Annotated in this window: 16 protein-coding genes; 3 read left to right on the top strand and 13 right to left on the bottom strand. The window is 58.2% G+C overall.

Annotated features, from left to right (window positions below; translation table 11 throughout):
- Positions 1 to 30 precede the first annotated feature (30 nt).
- The 6 genes from AC4IHP_RS18650 to AC4IHP_RS18625 form a co-directional block, all read right to left on the bottom strand.
- Complete coding sequence (locus tag AC4IHP_RS18650; RefSeq protein ID WP_490832417.1) at positions 31 to 1,659, bottom strand: methyl-accepting chemotaxis protein; 1,629 nt, start codon at positions 1,657 to 1,659, stop codon at positions 31 to 33.
- A 115-nt stretch (positions 1,660 to 1,774) separates the two neighbouring features.
- A complete protein-coding gene (locus AC4IHP_RS18645) occupies positions 1,775 to 2,236 on the bottom strand; it encodes a hypothetical protein (protein ID WP_490832416.1) in 462 nt (153 codons plus the stop codon).
- Between the two features lie 308 nt (positions 2,237 to 2,544).
- Positions 2,545 to 2,922 carry a type 1 fimbrial protein gene (locus AC4IHP_RS18640; protein WP_052512492.1) on the bottom strand — a complete coding sequence of 126 codons (378 nt, stop codon included), beginning with the start codon at positions 2,920 to 2,922 and terminating at the stop codon, positions 2,545 to 2,547.
- Between the two features lie 102 nt (positions 2,923 to 3,024).
- Positions 3,025 to 6,657: a transporter substrate-binding domain-containing protein gene (locus tag AC4IHP_RS18635; protein ID WP_490832415.1), complete on the bottom strand. Its 3,633-nt coding sequence runs from the start codon at positions 6,655 to 6,657 to the stop codon at positions 3,025 to 3,027.
- A gap of 7 nt (positions 6,658 to 6,664) precedes the next feature.
- The gene (locus AC4IHP_RS18630) at positions 6,665 to 7,372 is read right to left on the bottom strand and encodes a response regulator (protein ID WP_490832443.1); all 708 of its coding nucleotides are present in this window, start codon (positions 7,370 to 7,372) and stop codon (positions 6,665 to 6,667) included.
- 174 nt (positions 7,373 to 7,546) lie between these two features.
- The gene (locus AC4IHP_RS18625; RefSeq protein WP_129998637.1) at positions 7,547 to 8,767 is read right to left on the bottom strand and encodes an EAL domain-containing response regulator; all 1,221 of its coding nucleotides are present in this window, start codon (positions 8,765 to 8,767) and stop codon (positions 7,547 to 7,549) included.
- Positions 8,768 to 9,092: 325 nt separating this feature from the next.
- On the opposite strand from AC4IHP_RS18625, the gene AC4IHP_RS18620 reads away from it, so the two are divergent.
- The 3 genes from AC4IHP_RS18620 to AC4IHP_RS18610 all read left to right on the top strand — a co-directional run bounded on the left by AC4IHP_RS18620 (position 9,093) and on the right by AC4IHP_RS18610 (position 13,173).
- The gene (locus AC4IHP_RS18620) at positions 9,093 to 9,698 is read left to right on the top strand and encodes a fimbrial protein (protein ID WP_056785673.1); all 606 of its coding nucleotides are present in this window, start codon (positions 9,093 to 9,095) and stop codon (positions 9,696 to 9,698) included.
- Positions 9,699 to 9,766: 68 nt separating this feature from the next.
- The gene (locus tag AC4IHP_RS18615) at positions 9,767 to 10,516 is read left to right on the top strand and encodes a fimbrial biogenesis chaperone (RefSeq protein WP_460125346.1); all 750 of its coding nucleotides are present in this window, start codon (positions 9,767 to 9,769) and stop codon (positions 10,514 to 10,516) included.
- Between the two features lie 197 nt (positions 10,517 to 10,713).
- Positions 10,714 to 13,173, top strand: a complete 2,460-nt coding sequence (locus AC4IHP_RS18610; RefSeq protein ID WP_490832442.1) for a fimbria/pilus outer membrane usher protein — start codon at positions 10,714 to 10,716, stop codon at positions 13,171 to 13,173.
- 121 nt (positions 13,174 to 13,294) lie between these two features.
- Here AC4IHP_RS18610 and AC4IHP_RS18605 read toward each other — a convergent pair whose 3' ends face one another.
- From AC4IHP_RS18605 to AC4IHP_RS18575, 7 genes are all read right to left on the bottom strand, one after another.
- The gene (locus AC4IHP_RS18605) at positions 13,295 to 14,200 is read right to left on the bottom strand and encodes a LysR family transcriptional regulator (RefSeq protein WP_016774575.1); all 906 of its coding nucleotides are present in this window, start codon (positions 14,198 to 14,200) and stop codon (positions 13,295 to 13,297) included.
- An 87-nt stretch (positions 14,201 to 14,287) separates the two neighbouring features.
- A complete protein-coding gene (locus AC4IHP_RS18600) occupies positions 14,288 to 14,824 on the bottom strand; it encodes a 2,4'-dihydroxyacetophenone dioxygenase family protein (RefSeq protein ID WP_024012829.1) in 537 nt (178 codons plus the stop codon).
- A gap of 130 nt (positions 14,825 to 14,954) precedes the next feature.
- Positions 14,955 to 16,079: a glycerol dehydrogenase gene (locus tag AC4IHP_RS18595; protein ID WP_490832414.1), complete on the bottom strand. Its 1,125-nt coding sequence runs from the start codon at positions 16,077 to 16,079 to the stop codon at positions 14,955 to 14,957.
- Positions 16,080 to 16,103: 24 nt separating this feature from the next.
- Positions 16,104 to 16,874, bottom strand: a complete 771-nt coding sequence (locus tag AC4IHP_RS18590; protein ID WP_490832413.1) for an SDR family oxidoreductase — start codon at positions 16,872 to 16,874, stop codon at positions 16,104 to 16,106.
- Between the two features lie 33 nt (positions 16,875 to 16,907).
- Entirely contained in the window at positions 16,908 to 17,612 is a 705-nt protein-coding gene (locus AC4IHP_RS18585) for an ABC transporter ATP-binding protein (RefSeq protein WP_490832412.1), read from the bottom strand.
- Positions 17,605 to 19,386: a branched-chain amino acid ABC transporter ATP-binding protein/permease gene (locus AC4IHP_RS18580; protein WP_490832411.1), complete on the bottom strand. Its 1,782-nt coding sequence runs from the start codon at positions 19,384 to 19,386 to the stop codon at positions 17,605 to 17,607. Before AC4IHP_RS18580 ends, AC4IHP_RS18585 begins: the two co-directional genes overlap by 8 nt.
- An 11-nt stretch (positions 19,387 to 19,397) precedes the next feature.
- Positions 19,398 to 20,273: a branched-chain amino acid ABC transporter permease gene (locus AC4IHP_RS18575; RefSeq protein WP_073474651.1), complete on the bottom strand. Its 876-nt coding sequence runs from the start codon at positions 20,271 to 20,273 to the stop codon at positions 19,398 to 19,400.
- Positions 20,274 to 20,333 lie beyond the last annotated feature (60 nt).

Here is a 20,333-nt window from a genome sequence, read left to right as displayed (position 1 = left end):
GCCCTGGCAACCAGGGCTTTACGCTCACAATCAGAGTTTGAATTCCTTGGTCAACCTGTTCAGCGACGCCGCTAGCTGCGAAAGCTCCGCCGATGCAACAGCCGTCTGTTTCGATCCTTCTGCGGTTTCACAGGACAGGTCGCGAATGCTGATCAGGCTGCGATCCACTTCCCGCGCAACCTGAGCCTGCTCTTCGGCTGCGGTCGCCATCAGCAGATTTCGCTCATTGATGAGATTCAGTGAGCCAGTAATGTCGGTCAGCACTTCGCCGGCGATATTGGCCATTTCGAGCGTTCTCTCAGCCTGCGACCGCGTGTGGCTCATTGAAGACACCGCACGGCTGGTGCCCGACTGAATGGAGCTGACCATCGATTCAATGTCCTCGGTCGATTTCTGCGTACGCTGGGCCAGCCCTCTGACCTCGTCCGCAACCACGGCAAAGCCACGGCCCGCCTCCCCCGCCCGCGCCGCTTCGATCGCTGCGTTCAATGCGAGCAGATTGGTTTGTTCGGCGACCTCGCGGATGACGTCCAGCACGCTGCTGATATCGCTCGCCATGGTCGATAGCGCCTGCACCTCAGCCGAGGTGTTGTGCACACTGGAGACCATCAGATTGATTGCTGCGACCGTTTCACTGACCCGGGTTCGACCGGCAATGGCAGCGGCACTGGATTCCGACGTCAGTTGCGAGGTCGATGCGGCATTGTCTGCAACCTGCTCCACCGCTGCGCTCATTTCAGTCACGGCAGTGGCGGCCATTTCGATTTCATGGCTCTGACGCTGAGTGATACGCGAGATATCTTCCGTGACGCCGTGCATGACTTCCGAGGTTTCCGCCAACTGCGTGGACGAATCGCGGATCATGATCAGGGCATCGCGCAGGCTGGTCTGCATCGCCGCCAATGACGACAGCATTTGCGCCGCCTCATCGGAGCCATCCAGCGCAATGGTTTCGCTCAGATCATTGGCGGCGATGCATTCCGCCACCCTTAGCGAGCCTGCAATGGGTACCGTCAGGCTGCGGGTATACAACACGGCCAGAGCCAAAGAAGCACCGATGGCGATGATAATGAACACACTGACAATCAACAGCGTGTGTTCGTAGACATTGTCGGCCTGTTTGCCAGCTTCGTAAGCTTCGATCTCGTTGAGTGCAATCAGCTTCTTGAGCGCGACTTGTACGCCATCCGAGGCAACACGCATCTGATTCTTGGACAGCGCGATCGCCGCCTCGAGCTGCCCGCTCGCCACTGTTTCAAGGTACTGGTCCTGTGCCAAATCGTTGACCTTTTGCGCTTTGGCAAACTCCTCGAACGCCTCGCGTCCAGCGTCGGTGGCCAGCAGCTCAATGAGCGCTCGCTGATGCTTCTTGATGAGCTGACGGGACTGCTGAATGTCCATCAGGGCCTGCGCCTTACGCTCGGGGGTTTCGATGGGATTGCGCAAGCGGGCGTTGTTGCCTTTGATTTCGACGAACTCACGGTCCAGTTGGCCGAGCAGTTTGATACTCGGCACGATCGTCGTCTCGACGTACGTTTCTGCCTTGTTGAGCAAATCGACTTGCTGCAGGGCGATCAATCCGATCGCGATAATCATGAGACAGAACAAGCCAAAACACAGCGCCGAACGCGGCGCGAGATTGAGTTTACGAAGCAGCATGATGCCTTACCTTAGAGTGTATTCAAGACAGTGGGGCAAACGAGTGGGCAGCAAAGCAGGCGCCGGGCAGCAGCACGTCAGCGCCTGCGTGGATCATCGCGGGAAGGTGACGCAGCTAGCGGTTGGCGCACGAGGAAAGCGAAGGATCGGTTGAGGCCGGCTCCGCGAGTTCCTTGAGCGCCGGGTCGGCCAGCATCAGAAAATCTGCCAATCGCGGCAGATCGATTTTCGACACCAGGCGCATCCAGCGCTGCGGATGCGGGTTGAAGAAGGTCTTCGACCACTGGTGATCATCGCTGGGATTGAAAATCAGCAGATGACGAATCAGCGGGTTTTCCCCGAAAAAGTCGAGCGGATCCATCGCCATCTCGCTGAGCAACTGCGCATTGACGACGACCAGGCTCAACCGTTGAGGGCAGTAATACGTCAGGACTCTCAGGTCACGATAGGTACACACGTTCAATACGCTGAGACAGCCCAGCTTGTTGAACTGCTGTTCGATCGACTGGCCTCTGCGCACGTCGCTGTCAGCGATCAGGATCCGCAAGGATCGACTGCGGTTATTTTCAAGAAACATCGGACACCTTTGGCAGCTCCATTCTTCCTTTGAAGAAAATAGCCAAGGGCACGCCTGACTGAAATGAGACTTGTCTCAAAATGACGTCAAGGATCGCCGAACGAAAAGCCACACCTGGACGACAGTCCATGGCAGCGGCGCATGGTCTGGTTCAGAGAGTGTTGAAGGGGGGATTTTGCAACGCAGGGGAGCGGCGGCAAGCCTGAAGCGCGGGACGGTTCTGCACGAACCAGACAATTCTCATTAGTGACGCCCCTTTTTGTCAGTAACCTTGAAACAAGGGGCGCAGATTCATTCTTTCCAAGCCATCAAGGCAGCGTCATCGTCACGACGTAGTTACCGGTCGTTATCTGGTGGCCCTTGTTGTCTGTCAGTAGCAGACGCTGGTCGTAGTATTTTTCCTGTTCATGAGTATCGGCAATCATTTTCACGAACACTTGCTGGCGCGGCTCACCCCGCCCTGCCGCACTGACGTTTTTCACCGTGAAGATCTGCCCGGTGCTTGCCTGCGGGCAGTCAAGCAGCTCGACAGAAAAATGGCTGCTGCCACTCGCCATGCAACTCGTCTCGACAATCTGTCCGCTGAAGCGAATCACTCCGCTGACCGGCGCAGACTGGGCTGCGCTGACGGTGTCGACACCGAGCAGGCAAAGGCAGGCAATCAATAAAGGACGTCGAATGATCATCGCGAAACTCCATGGTTATTAACCAAGGTATCGCCCGTGACGAAACGATCTTTAACGCCCTCTTCAATGCGCGGCCAGTTTCAGGGTCATGAGCCGAGACGCTTACAACTCGACCCTTTTGATTTTCTTGATCAGATCAGCCTGTGCATGCTCCAGCTTCGCTGCGCTGCGATTGAGATCCAGAGCATCGATGACCGGCGCTTCGCATTCGGCCTCAAGCTCGTTACACGCCTCGATGACCTGATGTTCGGCAACAATGCGCGCCGCCCCCTTGATCCGGTGTGCCAGGTCAGCCAACAGCCCAGGATCGCTTTCGGGTATCAGCGAATGCAACTCCTCCAGATCCTTTTCACAACTCGACAGTGCCTCACGCAGGAGTTCTTTCATCATGTCGAGGTCGCCCCCGGTGAGCTCGTTCAAGCGCTCACGAATCGATCCCAGCTCCTTGCTACTCGCCGCAGGCAGGCTTTCGACAGGCTCGGTTTCGAGGTTCTTTTCCCAGCCTGCAAGCAGGGTCGACAATGTGCTGAGGCTGATCGGCTTGAACAGACAATCATCCATGCCAGCCTCTCGGCACTTCACTTTTTCTTCCGGCTGCGCGTTGGCGGTAAAGCCCAGCAGGACACATGGCGTTGCACCGCTTTCGCGTTCGTCGTGGCGAATGGTGCGGGCCAGTTCGTAGCCGTTCATGACCGGCATGTTGCAGTCCGTGATCACAATGTCGAACGGCTCCGAGCGCCACAATGCCAATGCCTGGGCACCATCGGCGGCATCACGCACCGCCTGGCCAAGGAAACTCAGCTGCTGCGTGAGCAGCAGGCGATTGGCGCTCTGGTCATCGACTACGAGAATCCTGAGTGTCGGGACCGGTTTGTCCTGAATAACCGTAACAGGCAGCACCTTGCCGCCGAGCGGGCTGAGAATGTTGAAGAACAGCGACACTTCCAGGCAGGTGCCTTTGCCCAGCGTACTGGTGATGTTCAGCCGCCCGCCCATCAGTTCACACAACGAACGCGAGATGGCTAGCCCCAGACCGGTGCCGCCCCTGTTGGACGGACCATGGTTGGCTTGGGAAAACGGCTGAAACAGGTTCTGCAGATCAGCACTGGAAATGCCGATGCCGGTGTCCTCGACTTTAAGGTCGACTTGCAAACGTTCGTCAGCAAGGCGTTGGCCGCGAATCGAGACGCTGACATGACCGGTGTCGGTAAACTTGATCGCGTTGCCCACCAGGTTCGAGAGCACCTGCTGAAAGCGCATCGGATCAACCAACACGTCACAGCCGACAGTGGCGTCGATGTCGAGCTTCAACACCAGACTCTTCTGCCTGGCCAAGCCGTCGAACACCCGCGCTACCGATTCGACCAGTTCGCGCAGGTTGGCACGCTTGGGCGAAAGGCTGACATGGCCGGACTCGATGCGAACCACATCAAGAATATCGCCGATCAGTTCCAGCAGGCCTTTCGCCGAGTCGTAGGCCACTTCAATCGCCGGCCGATCGAAGTGGCCCTGCTCGGCGCGTTTGAGTGTGAGTTCAAGCATGCCGATCACGGCGCTCATCGGCGTACGGATTTCGTGGCTCATGGTCGCCAGGAATGTGGTTTTGGCGCGGCTCGACTCGTCAGCGAGCTCTTTCGCCGCACGCAACTCCTCGATCAGTTCACGGCGCTCGCTGATATCGATCCAGCCGCAGATCACGCCTCTGACTTCGCCTGCGGTGTCGTGATAAGGCTGGATCCAGTGGTAAATGATCAGCCGTGTATCACCGACATGCAGCGTGCGATCCACCTCGTAAGGTTCGTCCTGCTCGATGACGCGCAGGTAGTCGTCGTGAAATTGCAACGCCTCCTGGCGATTGCGCTTGCCGCTTTCGAGCACGGTCTTGCCGATCACATCCTTTTCTATCAGGCCAAATGTCTGCAGATAGTTGTTATTGCAGGTGACGAGTCGACCTTCCCGATCACGAACGTAAATGGGGTGCGGCGTGCCGTTGATCAACGCGCCCATGAACTTCAACTGATCGCCGAGCAAGCGCTCTGCCCGACTGCGTTCACGGATCTGCCGGCGGATGTAGAAATTCCATGCCACCGACCCGAGGATGATCAGGAACGCGGCAGCGCTGATCTGGTAGATCAGCGCCTTGTAGTCGCGCCACGACAATCCGGAAAATGCTGCAATGGGGCGCCACCGGTTGAGAATCACGTCCAGCTCATCCGGCGGAATGCTCAGCAGTGCCTTGTTCAGAATGCTGACCAGTTCGGTATCGGCACGCCGCGCGGCGAAGGCGAGGAAGCCTTTGTTCATGCCGACGATATTGGAGATGCGCAAGCTGTCGCTGTAGATGTGGGCGATGTAGTAACGCGCACTGTGCAGCGTGGTAATCATCGCGTCCGCACGTCCATTCTTCACGTCGGCCAGCGCACCCAGGACTGTTTCGTTGTCGACGATCTCGATGTCGGGATATTCCTTGAGCAGCTCACGCTCCGCCGAGCTTTCGGGAACCGCGACTCGCTTGCCGCGCAATTCCTGCAGGCTTGAAGGCGCGCCCGGGTCCTTGGCGGTGACGATCACAAATGGGCTGGCGAGGAACGGATGAGTGAAACGCATGCCGACTTCACGCGAGACCGTTGGCGTCAGCAGAGAGATGTCGGCACTGCCATCCAGCAGACGCGTACTCAGACTGGAAAAGCTGTCAGTGCGTTCTACATCGATTTGCAAACCGGTACGCCGTTGAATCAGCTCCAGCAGATCAGCACCGATCCCGCCGAAATTGCCATCGCCATCAAAGAACGCAAACGGCGCCTGATCGTCATTGATGACGAACCGCGCGACCGGATGCAGCTCAAGCCAGCGGGCTTCGCCGGGTGTCAGGTCAATGCGTTTGGGCGTCAGCGCCCCGCCGCCGCCGGACCAGCGCTTGGTGATTTCGGCAATCTTCGCATCACCCAGCGACTCAAGGGTCGAGTCGATCAGACGCAGCAATTGGTCGTTGCCCCGGCGCAAGGCAAAGCTGAAACCGCTGGTTTGGGTTTTGACGAAAGAGTGCAGGCGCACATAGTTGAAGTAGTTGAGGTTGATCAGGTAATTGCTCGACACCGTATCGCCGAGAAACAGGTCGACCTTGCCAAAAGCCAGCGCAGCCAGTGCCAACTCGTTCGATGGAAAAAGCACAAACTCGGCGTTGGGGTATAACGCGTGCAATTGACTGGAAGGCAGGTAATCGTCGGCAACCGCAATACGCAAACCGGCCAGATTGGCCGGCATCGGTCGCCGATCGTCGCCGCGCATGAACATCGCCGGCACGTCGTCGACATAAGGTTTGCTCAGCGTGACGAGGCCATCGATCAATTCGAAACTGTTGGAGCTGCCCAACATGTCAATGTCACCGCGTTCGAGTGCGGCCATGGCGTCACGCCGGTCGGGGTAAGCCTTGACGGTAATTTCAACGTGCAGTGCCTGACCGATAATGCAGGCGATATCGGCGGCAATCCCCTCATAGCGCGTACCGCTTGCGGTCATGACATAAGGCGGGAAATCCGGGAGCGCCGAGCCCAATACCAGGCTGCGCTTCTGCCGCAGCCAACTCCAGTCTTCATTGGCCAGATCGACTTGCAGTTCCTTGCAGTCCGATCGACCAAACACCTGCAGAGTGCGCGGCTCTGCTGCCCACAACGACCCGCTACCGAACACGAAAAGCACACTGATTAGCAAAACACCGCGCAACAGATGAAACATAAGCGAGTTATCCCTGGTTGTCGGCCGTCAGGCTGTGCTGCAACTTGAACAGCTCCGCATCACCACGAATGCCAAGCTTTTTGAAAGCGGCCTGTTTTTGCCCGCTGATGGTTTTGCGACTGCGGGAGAACTTCAAGGCAATCTGCGTCACCCCCATCCCCTCGAGACAGCAGCGCAAGACTTCTTTTTCTTTCGGCGACAGCAAAGGATTGTTCAGGAAATCGTCGCTGTGCGCCGCGCCGTCTTCTCTACCACTTGCGGGCTCGTCAACCGACGCAGGCAGCACGTCCAGCTCAAAGGCCATGGCCGGCGACAGATACAACTGGCCTGACGCTGCACAGCGGATGGCAGTGATCAGGTCATCGACCGACTGGGATTTGCCAAAGAACCCACTGACGCCCGCCCCGACCGCCATGTTCACCACTGCCGGGCGCTCTTCAGAGGACGAAACGAGAATACGCATGTCCGGATATTGCTTGCGCAGCAGGCGGATCAGATTGAGCCCGTCCAGCTCTCCGTCGTGCAGCTTGTAGTCGAGGATCAGCAGGTCGATGTCGACCTCGCGCAACCCGGCGAGCAACTGCGCGCTGCTGCCGTACACGCCCACCACACTGAACTCGGCTTCACGCGTCAGCCGTGATTTCATCGCCAGACGTATGAGCGAGTGATCATCAAGGATGGCAACGCGTAACGGATTCACGACTGACCAATGCATGAGCAGCTCCATGATGAGGAGGGTTGGAGGACCATCAGCACTTGGCAACCGCAGCAAATCCCGGGCATCACCGAAGCATTCAGGTGCATCTGATTGATTTCTCGGCACATCATGAGTGTTTTAAAGGTGCGACGAAATAGGGCTTTGTCCCAAAAGTCAGATTGCCCGTTCACATCAGCGGTCGGATGTGCCTATTGCGCGGCGCCAGGATGACTTCTGACCCTCGAAACGCCAGTCGACCAAATGCGCCCAATTCATCGGGCGAGCATAGAAGAAGCCCTGCCCCCACTGACAACCCAGGCGAGCCAGGTGATGGACCTGGTCGGCGGTTTCAATACCTTCTGCGACCACGCGCATGTCCAGCTCGCGCGCCAGGGCCAAGGCACCGTGGATGACCGCGCTGTAGCGCGCCTGGTGGAAATTCTGCACGAAGCCGGCGTCAAGCTTGATTTCGTTGAACGGCATCTGACACAGGCGCTCCAGCGAAGAATAGCCGACACCGAAATCATCGATCGCCAGACTGAAGCCGAGCATGCGCAGACGCACCATGTTTTCCATGCTGATCTCGGGCATCTGCAGCAGGCCGGTTTCGGTCAATTCGAAGATGAGACCGGCTGGCGAGGCGCCATGGATGCGCAACAGCGCCTTGATCCGGTCGACAAGGTTAGGGTTGGCCATCTGCGTCACGTCGAGATTGAACGCCAATTTGAATGGCTTGCCGTGAGACTGGACGAAGCGCTGCAGACTCAAGCCTTGCGTGAGCAGGCTGAAAAACATTTCATCGAGCAGACCGCAACGCTCGATCGTCGGCAAGAACATGCCTGGCGAGAGCAAGCCGCGACTGGGGCTCTGCCATCGCACCAGCACCTCGGCGCCATCCACCTCACCACTGCGCAGATGAAACTTGGGCTGGAAGTAGGCGCGAAATTCCTGACGGCGTATCGCTTCGAGCACTTCGTTCTCCGAAGGCTGATCGAGATGACTTTCCACCACTTTGGCATCGCCCGGAGTGTGCGGCCGATAACGCGCCAACAATGGCCCCAGCACATCGACCATCAGAGGCTTGCCGACACTGCCAAGCAATTCCAGCCCCTGCAACGTGACAATCCGGTCAACCGTGCGCAACAAGTCTTCAGGTAATGAACTGCAGATGATCACCGCGCGAATCAATCCGGCCTCTCTCGCCAGGCGCAGAAACGTCAGACCATCCATCCCGGCCATGCTCAAGTCACACAACGCAACGTCCACACCCCCTGCCTGGGAGATCACAGCCAGCGCATCCTTGCCGTCAGCCGCCTGAAAGATATTTTTGTAACCCAGACTATTAAGCGCACTGACCGCCGCCGTGCGCTGGAAGGCGTGATCTTCCAATACCAATATACGAAGCGTGTTCACAAACCGGGAACCTCTTTCTATCAGCCATTAATAGTGGAAAGTCTGGATCAACTATCAAGCAGGACGCTCGCTCACAAACTTTGCATTGACTGAGAATTTCTGCACCAGCGAATAGTACCCAGTGCACGGCTGCGCAACCTTGAGAATTGTCTCAATTGGTTCTCCACAATAACTAATCAGAAAATAGAGTTAGGCGTTAAGCGATATTGCTGGCGTGATCGCATTTGCCACGCTTTAAGACAAATCCCAAAGACCTACCACCACCGCCGACCTAACATGGCCTGGCATTTCAATGCAGCACTTCACAATAACTTCGGATATAAACATGAAAAAGTTCGCTTTCGCAGTACTCACTCTTTCCGTACTGGCTGCCTCCACTGGCGCAGTGGCTGAAGAAGAAGCCGCTAAAGCTGTCAAGGGCGGCAGCGGTCAAATCAGCTTCACCGGCGTTATCAATAACGACGCCTGCTCGGTAGACGGCGCTTCGGGTAACGACAAGATGATTGCCGTGGACATGGGCAGCGTTTCGATCAAGGACATGGGCACCGACTCTGCCCCGGGCGCCGGTCGTGTGGCTGCCAACGATTTCAACCTGAAAGTGAACTGCAACGCCGGCACCAAGGTTTCGATGCTGTTCAAACCAACCGTCAATGGCGGTTCGGGCCTGGTTGATGGCAAGAAAGTTCTCAAGCTGCAGGGTGCAGACGCGGCCAAAGGCGTTGGTATCGCCCTGCTGGACAGCAATGGCCAGTTGATCGACCTGAGCTCCGAAGCCACTGCCAAAGTGCAGACCAACCTGACTGGCGACGCAACCACTGGCGGCGACGGCACCCTGTCGTTCGCAGCCGCTTACGTCACCACCGGCGACAAGACCACCGCTACTGCAGGTACTGGTAACGCCACTCTGCCGTTCGTTCTCGAATACGAATAAGCAGCGCGCATTACCTGGGCGGGGCCGTCGTGCCTCGTCCCTCCCGACCAGATTAATCGGTGAACACTATGTTAAGTCGCTATTTTCCGCTGTGCCTGGGGCTTGCCGGAGTGTTGATGACGCACTCGGCATTCGCCAGCATTTCCTTGAGTTCCACCCGGATCATTTTCGATGGCGCGCACAAAGAAGCGAACGTCACTGTGCGCAACGGTGGGCAAACCATTCTGGCGCAATCGTGGCTGGATGCCGGCGACACGGCTGGCAGCGCGCCACCTTTCGCGGTAACCCCACCGCTGGCCAAACTCGAGCCCAATCAACAGCAACTGCTGAGGATACTTTATGAAGGCCGCGGCATGCCTGCGGACAAAGAGTCGGTGGTATGGCTGAACGTTCAGGAAATCCCTCAGGCCAGTGCTGCCGATGTAAACACCCTGCAACTGGCGGTACGTCAGCGCATCAAGGTTTTCTTCCGCCCGAACGGACTCACCGGCGAAGCCGCAAAGGCGCCGGAGCAACTTGCATGGCAGTTGGTTACACAGGCTGGCAAGTCGATGCTGCAAGTAAAGAATCAGAGCAATTACCACGTATCGCTGGCAGATCTGAAAATCGCTGCTGGAAAAAAGGCGGAACTGGTAATTGATTCGACAATGATCGTTCCCGGCGAAGTCCGTTCGTTCAATCTGAAAGAGCTGCCAGCCGGTTCTTCGCGCTTGAGTTTTTCAGCCATTAACGATTACGGCGCACAACAACGATTTGACGCATCACTGAGCGCTACCGAAAGTCATGCCGAGCGCGTGAAAGATGCATCCGCCCAGTAACTTCCCCGCCCTACTCTGCCAACTTACAAGTTCTTCACAAGTTCCGGACTCCGGTTGAAGCAACACGGACTGATAAGGCAAATTGCATGTTTTCCTCCCAACACCACACATCTAGAAGTTGTGTTAAGCATCATGTTGCGCGCCAGAAAAACAAAGCGGCGTTGGGCTGCCTGCATCCATTGTGCTTTGCCGTCAACATGGCCATTTGTGGATTTGCCGTGGGTGCCGAAGCCCCGGCCGCAGTGGCGAGTGAATCTTTCAACACACTGTTCCTTGAAGGCTCATCGGCGGTCGATCTGCAACCTTTGCTGAATGCCAACAGCGTCTTGCCAGGCCAATACCGCGTCGATGTGTTCAGCAACGGCACGCTGGTCGGTCGTCGCGACATCGATTTCGCGGCCAACCCGGTCAATGGCAAAGTGGAGCCACGCATCACTCTGGAACTGTTGCAGCAGCTGGGTGTGGACATGCGCAAACTGCATGAGCAAGGTCTGGTTGACGAGCAACACCCTGCCGATCACTACGACCTGCCTGCAATGATCGAGCAAGCCAGTCTCAGCTTCGATGCCAACCGCCTGCGCCTCAACATCAGCGTGCCGCAGGTCGCCATGGCGCGTGGCATGCGCGGCTATGTAGATCCAGAGCTTTGGGACCAAGGTGTCGCCGCCGGTTTCATCAACTACCAGTTGAGCAGCACCCGCAGCAAAACCGATTACGCCACGCAAATCTCCAATAACCTGGGGCTGCGCAACGGCATCAACTTTGGTGCCTGGCGTCTGCGCAACGAATCCAACCTGAGCAGCTCCACCGGCCGGCCCAATCGTTTTGTCAGCAACCGCACTTTCATCCAGCGCGACCTCACGGCGATCAAGGGGCAACTGAGCGCGGGTGAAATCTTTTCCGATTCGGATCTGTTCGACAGCGTGCGCTACCAAGGCGTCAAGATCGCTTCTGATGAAGGCATGCGTGCAGACAGTGAGCGCGGCTATGCGCCGATCATTCGTGGCGTGGCGGAAACCAATGCGAAGATCGAGGTTCGTCAGGATAACTACATTCTCTACACCACCAATGTACCGCCGGGTCCGTTCGAGATCAGTGATATCTATCCATCGGGCTCCAACGGTGATCTGGAGATCACCATTGTCGAAGCGGATGGTCGGCGCAAGGTCACCCGGCAGGCGTTCTCCGCCCTGCCGACGATGGTGCGTGAGGGCCAACTGAAGTACAGCCTGTCGAGCGGCAAATTCAACAACAACAGCGAGGGCTATGACAAACCGGCTTTCCTTGGCGGGACTTTCGCCTACGGCTTGACCAGCAATCTGACGGGCATTGCCGGCATTCAGGCGAGCAACGGCTTCAAGGCGCTTTCCATCGGTGCGGCGAAGAATACCTCGATTGGCGCGATGTCCCTGGACGTTACGCAATCGTCCAGCAAAGCATTCGGCAAAACCACCCAGGGCAGCAGCGTACGCGCGCTCTATGCAAAGACCTTCACCGGTACCGATACCAGCTTCACCCTCGCCGCCTATCGTTATTCGACCGAGGGTTACCGCACGCTGACCGACCATGTGCAGGACACCAGCGCCGGCGCTACGCGGCGCGCGGGCAATGCCAAAACCCGTACCGACCTCACGGTAAACCAGACCCTTGGCGAAGCGCGGCAGTTCGGCTCGCTGTACTTGAATGCCAGTGATCAACGTTACTGGGATCGCGGTGGCTCGCGCAGCTTTTCCGCCGGCTACAACAACAATTGGCGCGACCTGAACTACAACATCAGCCTGAGTAAAACCCAGGAATATGGCGCACGCGGTGACACCAGCAACGACACACAACTGAGCGTTTCGATTTCGTTCCCGCTCGGATCGACACCACGCGCACCGCGTGCCTACATTTCCAGTAACCATCAGAACGCCGGGACCAGCACACAGGCCGGGATCAACGGTTACCTGACCGAGGACAGCGACACTTACTATTCCGTGCAGACCGGGCGCAGCGTCCAGGGCGAGCGCTCTGGCTCGCTCAGTCTGAGTACCCGTACATCGATGGGTGATCTGGGCTTTGGCTACAACCGAGGCAGCGGCTATGAGTCGCAGAACCTGAGTGCGGCCGGATCGATCGTGGCTCATGCCGGCGGCATCAATATGGGCCAGACCGTCGGTGAAACGTTCGGCCTGGTGGAAGTGCCCGGCATGTCGGGCGTCGAAGTCAGCAGCTATTCAGGTGTGAAAACCGGCTTGAACGGCTACGCGGTTCTGCCTAACGCGCAACCTTATCGCGTCAACTGGGTAACGCTGGACACGCGTAACCTGGGCGGCGAGATCGAGCTGGATAATGCCACTCAGCAACTGGTGCCAAGACGCGGCTCGGTGGTTCTTGCACGCTTCGAAGGCAGCAAAGGCAGGCGCGTCCAGTTTGAGCTGTACGATGCCAACGGCCAGCCGATTCCATTCGGCGCGGTACTACTCGATAGCGAAGGCAAACAACTGGCCCTGTCAGACCCGACGGGCAAAGCCTTGGCGCTGGTGACCAAGGATCACGGTGTCATCACCATCAAGTGGCAGGGCAAAAGCTGCCCCGTGCCGTACAAGTTGCCGGAAAAGGTCGAAGGCTTGAACTATGAGCAATACCGGTTGGCCTGCTCTTCGAGCGCGAAGTAGACCGACCGCGAGCTTGTCACCCTACGCCCCCTCAGCCAGAACTCAGCCCTGATGATTCAGGGCTTTTTAATGCGCAGTTTGAGCATCGCGTTGATCAATACGCTGACCCAAAAGCTGAACGTCAAGAAACCTTCCACGGATGCTCACGCCACTTGTTCTGAAAAAACTCGATGAATACTCGTATCCGTGGACTCAAATGCTTGCGATCCGAGTAAAGCAGGTAGATTGGCTCGACCACACCCGTTTTGAAATCCTCAAGCAACGGCACCAGCGTTCCCGCTTTTACATCAAGCCCGATATGAAAGTCCGCAAGCTTCACCACGCCAGCGCCTGACAGCGCCATGTCGCGCAACAGATCGCCTTGAGTAAACGACGCGCTGGCAGTCACCGGTACCGAGACGCCGTCTCCATCCTGCAAAAATGACCATTTGTTCCACGGGCTGACGAAGCTGAAATTGAAGCAACGATGATTCAGCAAATCTGCGGGTGTGGTTGGTGTGCCGTGTTCAGCCAGGTACTGGGGCGAGGCACAGATCAGCCATTCACATTCGCCGATGCGTCTGGCAATGCGTGATGAGCTGGGCAATACGCCGCTGTGGATGGCGATATCGAGCCCTTGCTCGAAGTGATCGACGAATTGCGCGCCGAGTTGAATCTCAACGTCCAGTGAGGGATACAAATCCAGAAATTCCGGCAGCCATGGCACGATCTGGTGTTTGGCGAAAGAGGTCATGGTGTGGATGCGCAGGGTGCCACTGACCCTGGAGGGCAACGCCTCGGCCAGCGAGTCCGCCTCGTTCATGGCTTCGACGACGGCTTTGGCGCTGCGCAGGTAAGCGGCGCCCTCCTCGGTCAGCGTCAGCACGCGCGAGCCGCGCTGGAACAGCCGGACCTGTAAGCGATCTTCCAGGCGGGTGATCAGTTTGCTGACCGCTGATGGCGTCAGGTGATGGGCGCGCGCGGCAGCAGAAAAACTTCCACATTCGGTAGACCAGATAAAAGCGAGTAGCTGCGAATAATTGTCCATGGCCGGTCCTGGCGAAAAGCTTGAAGGCATGTTGTCTCAACGCTCATGAAAAAGCGCGCCGAAGCGCGCTTTTTCCTGGGGTCCGGGTCAGCGAATGAACTGCTCGATGTAGTCGTCCGGCAAACCCAGCGTCTTGTAATGCGCTCGGGCGGCTTCAAGCTTGGTGAACACATCTTCGTAACCCACGGCAACGCCCTGCGGATCGACATAAGTGTAGCCACCCTGCACGTGGAACCAGGTGATCATTTCACTCACATCCTCGGGGACGAACAGGGTATGCGTTTCACCCGGCGGCTCATAGGCAAAAGACCCCTCCTCCGCGACCCAGTCATGCTCCAGGTAGTACCAGCGCCCCTTGAGCACGATCGCGTGCACGCCGCCGGTATGGCGGTGACGCGACAGCACGCCGGCCTGACGCACCCGCAACAGGTTGATGTAATAGCCGCCGCTGGTGTTGAGCAGCAATGGCTTGAAGGAGACAGATTTTGTTACCGGCACCCACAGCGCGTCGTCTTCCAGCCACTGCGTCATGACGCCCGGATGCACCATGTCGGGCGTCATGAATGGAACTTGCGGCAACTGGTACGCAATGGCGAGCTCATCAGGTTTAACAGGAGTATTCATTGTCAGGCCTCTAGGTTTTCTTGACGAACTCACAGCACTTGATTGCGCCAGGATTTCGCTTGAGGGAAAGGTTATGGCGTCGCTGTACGGGAGAAAACAGCTACTTGGTCATACCTGTTGTGACACAGGATCACAGCGTCGCGGGCGGCTTCGCGCAGCCTCTGATCAACCGCGCACCCAGGCTGTCAGCCGCCGCCAATCCTTCCACCAGGCGCTGGTAGGTCAAGGGCGGTTGCATGTTTCTGGCGTAAGCCGCTGATAAGGTTGCGTCCACGAGAATAGTGATCTGCGCCGTCGTCAACGGCGTGCGCTGACCCAGCTCAGCGAACGTCACAGGCAGCTTCACCGCGTGCAGCAGGCGCGCGACCTGTTCAATCTCGTCGACCGGGCGCGCCTCCACCGCCATCTGCACCAGCGTGCCGAACGCCACCAGTTCGCCGTGCAGCATCGACGCCATCGCCGGTATCGCGGTCAGCCCCCGAACGAGGGCATGGGACAGTGACAAACCACCGCTCTCGAAACCGACACCGCTAATCAGCACGGTGCCTTCGATGACCCGCTCGACATCATCGGTGAGTTCATGTCGACACACCGCCTGATAAGCCGGGACGCCGTACTGCATCAGCGTGTCGAAAACCAGGTTGGTGAGCATCAACGCGGTGTGCAGCGGCGGTGTGCCGAAAGAGTTGTGGCCGCCGGCGGCGTAGCACTGTCGGGCTTCGAATTTCTTGCTGATGGCATCGCCGATCCCGGCCGCGAAGAACCGTGCCGGCGCCTGAACGATGACCTCTGTATCGACAATCACCGCAGCGGGATTCATCTTCAGGAACTCCACGCCCACCACTTTGTGTTCTTCGTCGTAAAGCACGATCAGCCGACTCGTTGGCGCGTCACTTGAAGCGATCGTGGGGCAGACAATGATCGGCACGTCGAGATTGGCCGCCAACCCCTTCGCCGTATCGATGGTCTTGCCACCGCCCAGCGCAATGATCGTGTCGGGGGCGTGCAGCAATGCCTGCTCGGATAACTGCGCAATCGCAGCGCGCGTGCACTCGCCGGGAAACTCGATGTGCAATGGCTCCAATCCCTGGTCCTGCAACGCGGCGCCAACCTGCGGCCATAGATGCCGGGCGACAAACTCATCGCAAAGCACCAGCGGCCGTGATCGGCCCATGTCGTTCAGCACTCTGCCCAATTGTCGCAATGCATTCGGACCCTGCTCGTAGCGACCGGGAAATCCCATCGTTTTAACCATGACAAACGTCCTCGCAAGAAGTCATCAGCGCATCAACCAGCCGCCCGCGACATCAACCACCTGGCCGGTAATGAAGTCGCTTTCGCTTGACGTGAGAAAACACGCCGCCCTTGCCACCTCAAGCGGTGTGCCCAGCCTGCGCAGCGGTGTCTCGTCGACCACGGCTTGATTGGCCTGGGCCGGTACGGTCTTGAGCAATGGCGTTTCGATTCGTCCCGGTGCCAGCGCATTGGCGGTGACACCGAACGGCCCGAGTTCGCCGGCCAAGTGGCGGGTAAAGCCGATGATTGCGGCTTTGGTCGCACTGTAGTGCGCTGCGACAATCGGCAAGAACGCGCTGCCCGCCACCGAAGACATATTGACGATGCGCCCGAACCGGCGCTCGACCATGCCGGGCGCGAGCACTCGCACCAGGTTGAAGGAGCCATTGAGGTTGATATCGACCACCCGCAGCCACTCATCCGGCGCCATGGTCCAGATCGGCGCGGGTGCGCCGTGGTGTTTCGGCGAAATGCCGGCGTTGTTGATCAGGGTATCGATGGGGCCGAGCACACCTTGCACGCGCTCGCATGCAGCAGCGCAGTCTTGAAAACTCGCGACATCAGCCTGCGCCCACGCGACCGCAAAACCCGCATCACGCAACGCCCCGGCCTGCTGTTGCACCTTGTCGGCATCAGCGTCGAGTAGCGCCACGGCTGCACCTTCTTCGCAATACAACCGCGCGATCGCCGCACCGATGCCGCCACCGGCACCGGTGACCAATACGGTGCGCCCGGCGTGTCTGGAATGAGTCATGAGCTGTTCTCACTTGCAGATGTATGGACTGGGTCAGAGCCCCAGATAAGCACGCTTGACGTGCGGGTTTTCCAGCAGTTCCTGGCCGGTGCCGCTGAGCACCACTTCGCCGTTCTCCAGCACGTAACCTCGATGAGCAATGCGCAGCGTATGAACGATGTTCTGCTCGACGATCAACACGGTGGTGCCCAGCTGGAGAATCCTGTTGATGATCTCGAAGACCTGCGACACCAGCAGCGGCGACAGGCCCAGCGAGGGTTCATCAAACATCAACAATTTCGGCTCGGCCATCAGGCCCCGGGCGATGGCGACCATTTGTTGTTCGCCGCCCGACAGTGTCCCGGCGTTCTGATCAAGACGTTCGCGCACCCTCGGAAACAGATCGAGAACATTGTCCAGACGCTGCCTGTAGCCCGCTCGTGCACTGCGTTTGTAGGCGCCCATCAAGAGGTTGTCGCGCACGCTGATGAAGGGAAACAACTGGCGCCCCTCCGGTATCAGCGTCAGGCCCGCGTCGACAATCTGATCGGGGCGATTGCCATCGATGCGCTGACCTTCGAATTCGATCGTGCCTTGGGACGGTGTGACGATGCCGCACAAGCTGCGCAGGGTCGTGGTTTTGCCGGCGCCGTTGGCGCCGACGATGGTCACCACCTCACCGGCATTGACCTCGAACGACACGCCACGAAGGATCTCCGTACCGCCATAGCCGCTGTGGACGTTGTCGAGTTTAAGCATGGCTGTACTCCTTACCGAGGTAGGCTTCGATAACCTGAGGATCGTTGATCACATCGTGAGGCGCGCCCTGCATCAGCAGCGTGCCGGAACTGATCACGACGATGCGGTCAGAAAGGCTCATGGTGGCTTGCATCAGGTGCTCGATCATCAACACGCTGACGCCCGAATCACGCACCCGGCGAATCACTGCGATGGCCTTGGCAACATCCGTCGGGTTGAGGCCGGCCATGACTTCGTCGAGCAACAGAATGCGCGGGCGGGTCGCCAGAGCGCGGGCCATTTCCAGGCGCTTCATGCCGCCGACCGTCAGGTTGCGCGCCCGGGTGTCGAGCAGCGCGGTGAGTTCGGTCAGCTCGGCGACTTGCTCGGCGATCGCCCTCGCCTCCTTCGCGTCGGCGGTGTGCATGAATGCACCGAGCATGATGTTTTCGCAGACACTCAAATCAGCGAATGGCTGCACGATCTGAAAGGTTCGGCCAATGCCTGCCCGGGCGAACTCGGCCGGGCTGTTCGGGGTGACCCAGTCGCCATTGAGCAGGCGCACTTTCACTTGGCCTTTGGATGGCAGAAGAAACCCGGAGAGCTGGTTGAACACCGTAGTTTTGCCGGCGCCGTTCGGGCCGATCACACCCACGATTTCGCCTTCGGCCAAGCTCAGCGAAACATCGTTGGTGGCGTGCAGTCCGCCAAAGAACTTGTGCAGGTTTTCTGCGAGCAGAACCGGCTCACCGTGCGTGGCCGAGTGGGCTTGCGCCAAGGTCGGCCCGATCGGTGCTTCTGTATTTGCCATCGAACGACGGCCGCCGGGCAATGAGTCGATCCAGCCAAATATCCGGGCCCCAAAACGCCCCACCACGCCTTGCGGAATAGTCAGCACCACCACGACCAGCACGATGCCATAGACCAGACCGTGCACCCCGCTGCCCAGATCGCCAAGCCAGCCGCGTGCCAGTTCAGCCAGCGGCAGCACCAGCAAAGTGCCGATCAGCGGTCCCGATACCGTGCCCAGTCCACCAATCAACGCGAACATGGCGATCTGAATCGACATCTCGAGAGAGAACATCGAGCCGGGTTCGATGAAGGTCAGGTACATCGCATGAAAGCTGCCGACCAGGCTGGTGATAAATGCGGACAACACTACGGCGATCAGCTTGACCTTGACCGAGTTCACGCCCACCGCATGGGCGGCGTCTTCACGCTCACGCACGGCGATCAGGTAATAACCCAGTCGGGAATTCTTGATCTTCCACGACACTGCCAATGTGATGAGCAGAAAGGCGAAGGCAATCAGCAGGTATGGCCAGCGCGGGCGGAACAACATCCACTCGAAACCGAGCTTCAGCGGTACGCCCAGCCCCGCCGCACCACCGGTCACGTCATGCTGATTGATCGCCACCAGACGCACGACCTCCAGCACCGCAATGGTCGCCAAGGCAAAAAACGGCCCGCGCAATCTGAAGCATGGCCAACTGATCAACACCGCGACAATCGACGACAGGATTGCGCCAGCGAACATGCCGATCCATGGACTGATGCCCAGTTTCATCATCAGCAGCGTCGTCGTGTAAGCGCCCACCCCGTAGAACACGGCATGCCCCAACGACAGCTGGCCGGCAAACCCGCCGACGATGTTCCAGGCACTGGCCAGTGCCGCATAACTGCATATGAGGATGAACAGGTGATAAACGAACGGCGAGCCAACGCTCAATGGAATGATCAGTAACAGCGCCAGGGCCAGTGCACTGACATAGACACGCGGGTGCAAAATATTCATGAACATCTTCCTCACTCAGACCCGCGACCGGCGCCGAAAAGACCTGTCGGACGAAACACCAGGATGCCCAGGAAAATCGTGAAGTAGACGACCTCCTTGAGGTCCGGCGCGATGTAGTAACCGGCGAGACTGTCGACGATGCCGATCAGCATTGAACCGATCAGTGCGCCGGACAGGCTACCCAGGCCGCCCAGCACCACAATCACAAACGCCGTCAACACGAAGAAAGTGCCAACGGTTGGAAAGACCGGATATTGCGGAGCGATCAGTCCCGAGGCGACGCCCAGGCAGGCGCAACCCAGGCCGAAGGCAAACACATAGATGTTTTTGACGTTGACACCCATCAGTTGCGCCGCGTTGCGATGCTGTGCAGTAGCGCGGACAGCCCGGCCGAGAAATGTGTTCTGCAAAAACCAGTGCAGCCCCGCGACCAGTGCGAGCGACGCGACAAACGTGATCAACTGACCGCTGCTGACGCGAAAGGCGCCGAAGCTGACGGTCGTCGTACCGACGCTGATGTTCTTCACCGTCATGACGTCGGCACCGAAGATCAGCAACGCGCCGTTCATCAGGGCAATCGAGACGCCGACGGTGGCGAAAATCTGGATATGTCCCTCAGCGCCAAGCAACGGCTGAATGATGAAACGCTGCATTGCCGCACCAGCGGCAAACAACAGGATCGTCGCAGGAATGATCGCTATATACGGGTGGATGCCGAAGTGCGAATTCAGCAAATACACGGCATACAGGCCGATCATCAGAAACTCGCCATGGGCGAAGTTGACCACACGCACGATGCCGAAAATCAACGTCAGGCCGATGCTGATGATGGCCAACGTGCCACCGAGCAATAAGCCGTTCAACAGGAGCTGGATGAAAATTTCCACGGTTGGCGCCCTCTTTGCGAGCGAACGAACCCGTGAAGCTCAATGAACAAGCTTCAGCAG

The sequence above is a fragment of the Pseudomonas sp. UF-293 genome, from assembly GCF_058245595.1.
Note: the sequence above shows the minus strand (reverse complement) of the source record. Positions and strands in the feature narration are given on the sequence as shown.

Coding starts and splice junctions, on each gene's coding strand:
- AC4IHP_RS18635 (WP_490832415.1), bottom strand. CDS start 6,657: ATGTTTCATCTGTTGCGCGGTGTTTTGCTAATCAGTGTGCTTTTCGTG.
- AC4IHP_RS18620 (WP_056785673.1), top strand. CDS start 9,093: ATGAAAAAGTTCGCTTTCGCAGTACTCACTCTTTCCGTACTGGCTGCC.
- AC4IHP_RS18615 (WP_460125346.1), top strand. CDS start 9,767: ATGTTAAGTCGCTATTTTCCGCTGTGCCTGGGGCTTGCCGGAGTGTTG.
- AC4IHP_RS18590 (WP_490832413.1), bottom strand. CDS start 16,874: ATGACTCATTCCAGACACGCCGGGCGCACCGTATTGGTCACCGGTGCC.
- AC4IHP_RS18610 (WP_490832442.1), top strand. CDS start 10,714: ATGGCCATTTGTGGATTTGCCGTGGGTGCCGAAGCCCCGGCCGCAGTG.
- AC4IHP_RS18600 (WP_024012829.1), bottom strand. CDS start 14,824: ATGAATACTCCTGTTAAACCTGATGAGCTCGCCATTGCGTACCAGTTG.
- AC4IHP_RS18630 (WP_490832443.1), bottom strand. CDS start 7,372: ATGCATTGGTCAGTCGTGAATCCGTTACGCGTTGCCATCCTTGATGAT.
- AC4IHP_RS18650 (WP_490832417.1), bottom strand. CDS start 1,659: ATGCTGCTTCGTAAACTCAATCTCGCGCCGCGTTCGGCGCTGTGTTTT.
- AC4IHP_RS18595 (WP_490832414.1), bottom strand. CDS start 16,079: ATGGTTAAAACGATGGGATTTCCCGGTCGCTACGAGCAGGGTCCGAAT.
- AC4IHP_RS18580 (WP_490832411.1), bottom strand. CDS start 19,386: ATGAATATTTTGCACCCGCGTGTCTATGTCAGTGCACTGGCCCTGGCG.
- AC4IHP_RS18645 (WP_490832416.1), bottom strand. CDS start 2,236: ATGTTTCTTGAAAATAACCGCAGTCGATCCTTGCGGATCCTGATCGCT.
- AC4IHP_RS18640 (WP_052512492.1), bottom strand. CDS start 2,922: ATGATCATTCGACGTCCTTTATTGATTGCCTGCCTTTGCCTGCTCGGT.
- AC4IHP_RS18585 (WP_490832412.1), bottom strand. CDS start 17,612: ATGCTTAAACTCGACAACGTCCACAGCGGCTATGGCGGTACGGAGATC.
- AC4IHP_RS18605 (WP_016774575.1), bottom strand. CDS start 14,200: ATGGACAATTATTCGCAGCTACTCGCTTTTATCTGGTCTACCGAATGT.